At 64.5% G+C, this 6339-nt stretch carries 7 protein-coding genes; 1 reads left to right on the top strand and 6 read right to left on the bottom strand.

Going from position 1 to position 6339, the window contains the following annotated elements:
* The 6 genes from VF515_20520 to VF515_20545 form a co-directional block, all read right to left on the bottom strand.
* Nucleotides 1-251 (bottom strand): cobalamin B12-binding domain-containing protein (locus VF515_20520; GenBank protein ID HEX7410010.1); only part of this gene is annotated, 251 nt, incomplete at its 3' end.
* 24 nt (nucleotides 252-275) lie between these two features.
* Nucleotides 276-1916, bottom strand: a complete 1641-nt coding sequence (locus tag VF515_20525; protein HEX7410011.1) for a methylmalonyl-CoA mutase family protein — start codon at nucleotides 1914-1916, stop codon at nucleotides 276-278.
* Nucleotides 1909-2157, bottom strand: a complete 249-nt coding sequence (locus tag VF515_20530; protein ID HEX7410012.1) for a hypothetical protein — start codon at nucleotides 2155-2157, stop codon at nucleotides 1909-1911. Before VF515_20530 ends, VF515_20525 begins: the two co-directional genes overlap by 8 nt.
* An 11-nt stretch (nucleotides 2158-2168) precedes the next feature.
* Nucleotides 2169-2951 (bottom strand): enoyl-CoA hydratase-related protein, encoded by a 783-nt coding sequence (locus VF515_20535; protein ID HEX7410013.1) that lies wholly within the window; start codon nucleotides 2949-2951, stop codon nucleotides 2169-2171.
* A gap of 8 nt (nucleotides 2952-2959) precedes the next feature.
* A complete protein-coding gene (glpX, locus tag VF515_20540) occupies nucleotides 2960-3913 on the bottom strand; it encodes a class II fructose-bisphosphatase (GenBank protein HEX7410014.1) in 954 nt (317 codons plus the stop codon).
* A 2-nt stretch (nucleotides 3914-3915) separates the two neighbouring features.
* Nucleotides 3916-5109: a cofactor-independent phosphoglycerate mutase gene (locus VF515_20545; protein ID HEX7410015.1), complete on the bottom strand. Its 1194-nt coding sequence runs from the start codon at nucleotides 5107-5109 to the stop codon at nucleotides 3916-3918.
* Between the two features lie 603 nt (nucleotides 5110-5712).
* On the opposite strand from VF515_20545, the gene VF515_20550 reads away from it, so the two are divergent.
* The coding region (locus VF515_20550) for a CoA transferase (protein HEX7410016.1) at nucleotides 5713-6339 on the top strand (627 nt) is incomplete at its 3' end.

Raw genomic sequence — 6339 nt, forward strand, 5'->3', positions numbered from 1 at the left:
CCTTTTTGTTTGAGCAGCTGCATGACCGCCGGGAACAGGGTCATATGGGCGCCGGACAAGATGCTGAGCCCGATGCCATCGACGTCCTCCTGCGCCGCCGCTTCAGCGATCATCTCCGGCGTCTGATGCAGACCGGTATAAATCACCTCGAACCCGGCATCACGCAGGGCACGCGCGATGATCTTCGCCCCGCGGTCATGCCCGTCCAGTCCGGGTTTCGCCACTAGAATTCGCAATCGTTTCTCAGGCACGCTTAGTTCCTCCGGAAGTCTATCTCAAATCCACGCGGGATCGCGGTACACGCCAAACACGTCACGGAACACATCCGAGATCTCGCCGACGGTGCACTCCTGTTTGACGGCTTCGATGATCGGCGGCATCAGGTTCGTCCCATCCGCGGCGGCTTGCTTGACCGAGGCCAGGGCCGCGCCGACCGCCGCGGCGTTGCGCGCCTGTTTGCGCTGGCGCACGCGCTGCACTTGTTTGGGCTCGACGTCAGCGCCGATCCGCAGGAGTTCGAGTGGCGGCTCATCCTCTATCTGGTACTTATTGGCGCCGACCATGATCTTCTCACCGCGATCGATCTCCTGCTGGTAGCGGTAGGCGGCTTCGGCGATCTCCTTCTGCGGGTATCCCAGTTCGATGGCGCGAACGATGCCGCCCAGCTCATCGATGCGATGGATGTAGGCCAAGGCTTCTTTCTCCAGCCGGTCGGTGAGCGCCTCCACGGCGTAGCTGCCGCCGAGCGGGTCGACGATGTTGGCGACGCCGGTTTCCTCGGCGATGATCTGTTGCGTGCGCAGGGCGACGAGCACTGCTTGTTCACTCGGCAGGGCCAAGGTTTCGTCCATGGAATTGGTGTGCAGCGACTGCGTCCCGCCGAGCACGCCGGCCAGCGCCTGGATGGCAACGCGCACCACATTGTTCAGCGGCTGCTGCGCCGTCAGGCTGCATCCCGCCGTCTGTGCATGCGTGCGCAGCAGCCACGAGCGCGGGTCCTTGGCCCCGAAGCGCTCGCGCATGATGGTGGCCCACATGCGCCGCGCCGCCCGGAACTTGGCGATCTCCTCGAAGAAGTCGCTGTGCACGTTGAAGAAGAACGACAGCCGCGGAGCGAAGGTGTCCACCTCGAGGCCACGTTCGATCGCCGCCTGCACGTAGCCGATGCCATCGGCCAGCGTGAAGGCCAGCTCCTGCGCCGCCGTCGAGCCGGCCTCGCGAATGTGGTAGCCCGATATCGACACCGCATGCCAGCGCGGCGCCTGGCGCGCGCAGAATTCGATCATGTCGACGATCACCCGCACCGAGGGCGCCGGCGGGCTGATCCATTCCTTCTGCGCGATGAACTCCTTGAGCATGTCGTTCTGAATCGTGCCGCCCAGCTTATTCCAGGCGATCCCCCGGCGTTGGGCCATGGCGAAGTACATGGCCAGCAAAACGCTGGCGCTGCAGTTGACCGTCATGGACGTAGTGACGCGATCGAGCGGGATGTCGGCGAACAGCGCTTCCATGTCCGCCAGACTGGACACGGCCACCCCCTCGCGACCGACCTCGCCTAGGGAACGCGGGTGATCGGCGTCGTACCCCATGAGCGTCGGCATATCGAAGGCGGTGGAAAGCCCGGTCTGCCCTTGGTCCAGCAGGAACTTGAAGCGCTGGTTGGTATCTTCCGCCGTTCCGAAGCCGGCGAACTGGCGCATGGTCCACAGCTTGCCCCGGTACATGCTCGGGTAGGCGCCGCGCGTGAACGGGTACTCGCCAGGATGGCCGAGCTTCTCGTCGTACGACGATGCGGCGTGGTCCTCCGGCGTGTACACCGCGTCCACCTCCAGATCCGATAGGGTCGTATAGGCGCGCAGTCGGTCAGCCGAATGTGGGTACACGGTGCGCAGCCATTCACTCTTCGACTTAGTCACGCCGTCCTCGCGGCACCAGTCGCACCCGGCGCTGCTGACGACCGTTGATCAATCCCCGGGCGACCCGCAACCACTCTTCGGGCACCAGCACCTTGATCTGCCCGAGGGCGCAGAAGGTCAGGGGCTGGACGCCGAAGCGGTCGCTCTGGAGAACGCAGGGAACTCCGTACTGTTCGAGAAACCCCTTGACCACGTGCGCCTCGGTCTCCAGCGGTGTCGCGTAGCACGATTCCCACGCCATCACGGCTTCCTTCATGCGCCCTTGAAGCTCGGCCGGCGCTTCTCGAGGAAGGCGCGCATGCCTTCGGTGCGGTCCTCGCTGGCGAAGGTCACGGCAAAGGCTTCCGCCTCGTAGCGGCAGCCGTCCTGCAGGTCGACATCCGCACCGACATTGATTGCTGTTTTCGCTTGCTGCAGGGCGATGGGCGCCTTGCCCGCCAACGATGCCGCCAGCTTCCGCACTTCAGGCATGAGTTCAGCCGCTGCCACCACGCGGTTCGCCAAACCCAGGCCTAAGGCTTCGTCGGCGCCTATCATGTCGCCCGAGTAGATCATCAGGCGTGCGGCGGCGATGCCGATCCGCCGCGACAGCCGTTGTGTCCCGCCGAATCCCGGAATGATGCCGAGGTTGATCTCCGGCTGGCCGAACTTCGCCGACTGCGCCGCGATGATCAGGTCACAGGCCAGGGCCAATTCCAGCCCGCCACCGAGCGCGAAGCCGTTGACGGCGGCGATCACCGGAAGCGCCAGCTCCTCCAGCTCCTGCATCAGCCGTTGTCCGCGGCGCGCGAAGGCGCGGGCTTGAAGCGGCGACATCTCCACCATCGCGGCGATATCCGCTCCGGCGACGAACGCCTTTTCCCCCGCGCCGGTCACCACCAGGCAGCGCACCTCGCGGTTCTGCCGCACCGCCTCACAGCAGCGCAGCAGCTCCTCCAGCGTTGCCGGGTTCAGGGCGTTCAGGGCCTGCGGCCGGTTCACGGTGATGGTCGCCACCGCACCGTCATACTGCAGAAGCACGTTCTCGTATGTCATCGCCAGGCTCAGTACTCGGGCTTCAGATCGAAGCGGTGAATGGCTTCGATATAGCGCAGGGTGTGGGTGCGCGAGCGCATGACGACGGAATTGGTCACGGCGCCGCCTTTGAAAAACCGCACGCCGCGCAGCATGTCGCTGTTGGTCACGCCGGAGGCGGCGAACATGACGCTGCGCGAGGCCATTTCCTCGAGAGTGTATTTCTTGTTCAAATCGGTGATGCCGGCCTCGCGCACCCGGGCGGCCTCTTCTTCGTTGCGTGGTTTGAAACGCGCTTGCATATCGCCGCCGCTGCAGCGCATGGCGGCGGCGGTCAGAATCCCCTGCCACGAGCCACCGACCCCGAGCAGCATGTCGATACCCGAGTCCGGCTTGGCGGTGGCCATGCCGGCGGCCACATCACCGTCGCTCAGCAGCTTGATGCGCGCGCCGGCCCGCCGGATCTCGGCCACCAGGCTGGCATGGCGCGGGCGATCGAGGAGCGCCACGGTCAAGTCCGCCACGTACACCCCCTTGGCGTCAGCCAGGACGCGCAGGTTGTCTTTCGGTGACTGGTCGAGATCGATGAGGCCACGACCTTCCGCACCCACCACGATCTTTTCCATGTAGGTGTCGGGGCAACGCAGAAAGCTGCCGTGATCCGCGAAGGCGATGATCGACAACGCGTTGAACCCGCCGGTGGCGCAGATCGTCGGCCCTTCGAGCGCATCGAGCGCCACATCGATCTCCGGACCGCTGCCCGTACCGACGCGCTCGCCGCAGTAGAGCAAATCGCTGTCGCCCTGTTCCCCTTCACCGATCACCACCACGCCCTCGATGGCGATGGAGCGAAAGGCCTTGCGCATGGCCTCCGTCGCCGCACGATCGGTGGCGGCGACGTCGCCGCGACCCATCAAGCGGGCGGAAGCCAATGCCGCCGCTTCGGTAACCCGCACCGCCTCGAGCGCCAAATTACGATCCATAATCAGCCCTTCACCAGATAGTCTGGAAGAAGCGTGTGCGCTTCCTCAACCACCAATCCCGTGGCTGCGGCCGCACGTTCGCCGTATGTGCGCGCACTCCGCCCGGTCTCCAAGTCTCGCGCCTCGACGACCACAAACGGCACCGGGTCCGAGGTGTGGGTCTTCAAGGCACAGGGCGTCGCATGATCCGGCGTCATAAGCAAGCGCCAATCGCCCACTTCACGCAACCCTTCCAAAATGGGACCGACGATTTTGCTGTCGAAGTCCTCCACCGCTTGAATCTTCTTGTCCACCGCACCCATGTGGCCGGTCTCATCGGTGGCTTCGACATGGATGAACACGAGATCCTTCCTCTGTAGCGCGCGCAAGCCGTAGCTGGCTTTGCCCTGGTAATTGGTGTCGAGAAAGCCGGTCACGCCGGGGACCTTGATGACCTCGAGGCCGGCCAATATACCCAGGCCATTGACCAGATCGACCGCCGAAATCACGGCCCCTTCGATCCCAAAACGCTGGCGCAGCGTCGGCAGGGCGGGCCGCTTGCCCTGGCCCCACAGCCATATCGAGGTCGCCAGGCGCTGGCCGCGTTGGCGGCGCGCACGGTTGATGGCATGCTGCGCCAGGATCTCCTGCGAGGCTGCCATCAGCCGGCGGAGCACATCGGCGCCGTCGCCGTCCGGGAGGTGCTCGGCGACGCTGCGGTCGGTGATGTCATGCGGCGGCGTCGTGCGCATTGAAACCTTACCATCTTTCCACACCAGCAGATGCCGGTAGCTGACACCGGGATGAAACTCGATCCCGTCGGTACCGAGTTGGCGCTGCAGATCGCGGACGATCTCGCCTGCTTCCTCAGTCGAGATGTGGCCGGCGGTGAAATCCTGCATCACGCCGTCCTCGATGCAGACCAAGTTGCAGCGAAAAGCCACATCATCGGGTCCCAGTTCCACCCCCATACTTGCGGCCTCGATGGGTGATCGGCCGGTATGGTAGCGGCGCGGGTCATACCCCAGGATGCTCATCGTGCCGACGTCGCTGCCCGGGGGAAGGCCCTTGGGAATCGTGTGCGTCATGCCCAGTATTCCACAACTTGCGAGCCGATCCATGTTCGGCGTGCGCCCATATTCCAGCGGCGTCCGGTCGCCGAGTTCGGCTATCGGCAGGTCGGCTACGCCGTCGGGTTGCAGAATGAGGTACTTCATCCATCCTTCTCTTTATCCAACTTCGCGTCATTCCGCCAGTTTCGCTAGGTGCTGGAATTGGAGTCTTTTCTCGCGCCGCTCTTCCGCCAGAAGCCGCCGAACCGTGCTTCGACGAGCTCAAAACTCGATCGGATACGGTCGCTCGGTCTCAACTTGCCGAACTTCTCCCTGAGAGACCCAACCGGCGAAGCCGCCGGCTTAGAGAGGCCATGAACCGTTCTCACGCCCGACGCCACCGCCCGGGGCGATGCCCTGGGCTGATGAATGGCCGCCCCGTTGGGGCTGCTATCCTTCAAGATTTCAATCCGTGTGGTCTCAGCCCCGAAGGGGCGGCAATCCATGAGCCCAGGGCAACGCCCTGGGCGACGGACGGCGCATGTTCATGGGCAGGGGAGTGTCGATTTTCTCCGAAAGTAGAGGCGCAGCATGCTGCGCCTCTACGGAAGCACGCGGAAAATACGGTATACGAAACCAGCGGCCGGTCATTTATCGACACTCCCTTGGCAAGGAGGGGGAGCAAACGCAAGACGCGGTGGCGCCCGCAGCACGATCTGTGGTTCTCGTTGACCAGCTCGCTGACCATCGGCTAAGTACGTCAATCACATGCAACCGTTGAGTGGATTTCGCATCATCGACATGACCGACGAACGCGGCGCCCTGTGTGGGCGCGTGCTCGCCGACCTGGGCGCCGACGTCATCTACGTCGAGCTGCCATCAGGCTCGCCCTTCCGGCAGGCGCCGCCGCTGGCATTGGACAAGCGAACGAGCCTGGCCTTTGCCTTTCGCAACGCCGGCAAGCGGGGCGTGAGCCTCGATATCTCCACTTCCGGTGGGCGCGACGAACTGCATCGCCTTGTCGATACGGCGGACGCGTGGATTGAATCCAACCCGACCGGCTTCCTCGCCGCTCAGGGCCTCGCCCCGGAAGAGGTGCTGCGCGCGCACCCGACACTGGTGATCACCTCCATCACCGACTTCGGCCAGATCGGACCGCATCGCAACTACCTCGGCACCGACATGATCGGCTACGCCATGGGCGGCATGCTGTACCGCGCCGGAGCGGCGCATCGTCCGCCGGTTGTGGCTCCGGGCTCACAAGCGTACGACACCGCCAGCATCACCGCCGCCTTCGGCACCGCCATGGCCATCTATCATCGGCTCCACACCGGCCGCGGCCAATGGCTCGACGTCTCCGTCCAAGAGGCCACGTCGAACCTCGCCGACTGGAGC

This window comes from Candidatus Binatia bacterium (assembly GCA_036382395.1).
GTDB lineage: Bacteria > Desulfobacterota > Binatia > HRBIN30 > HRBIN30 > JAGDMS01.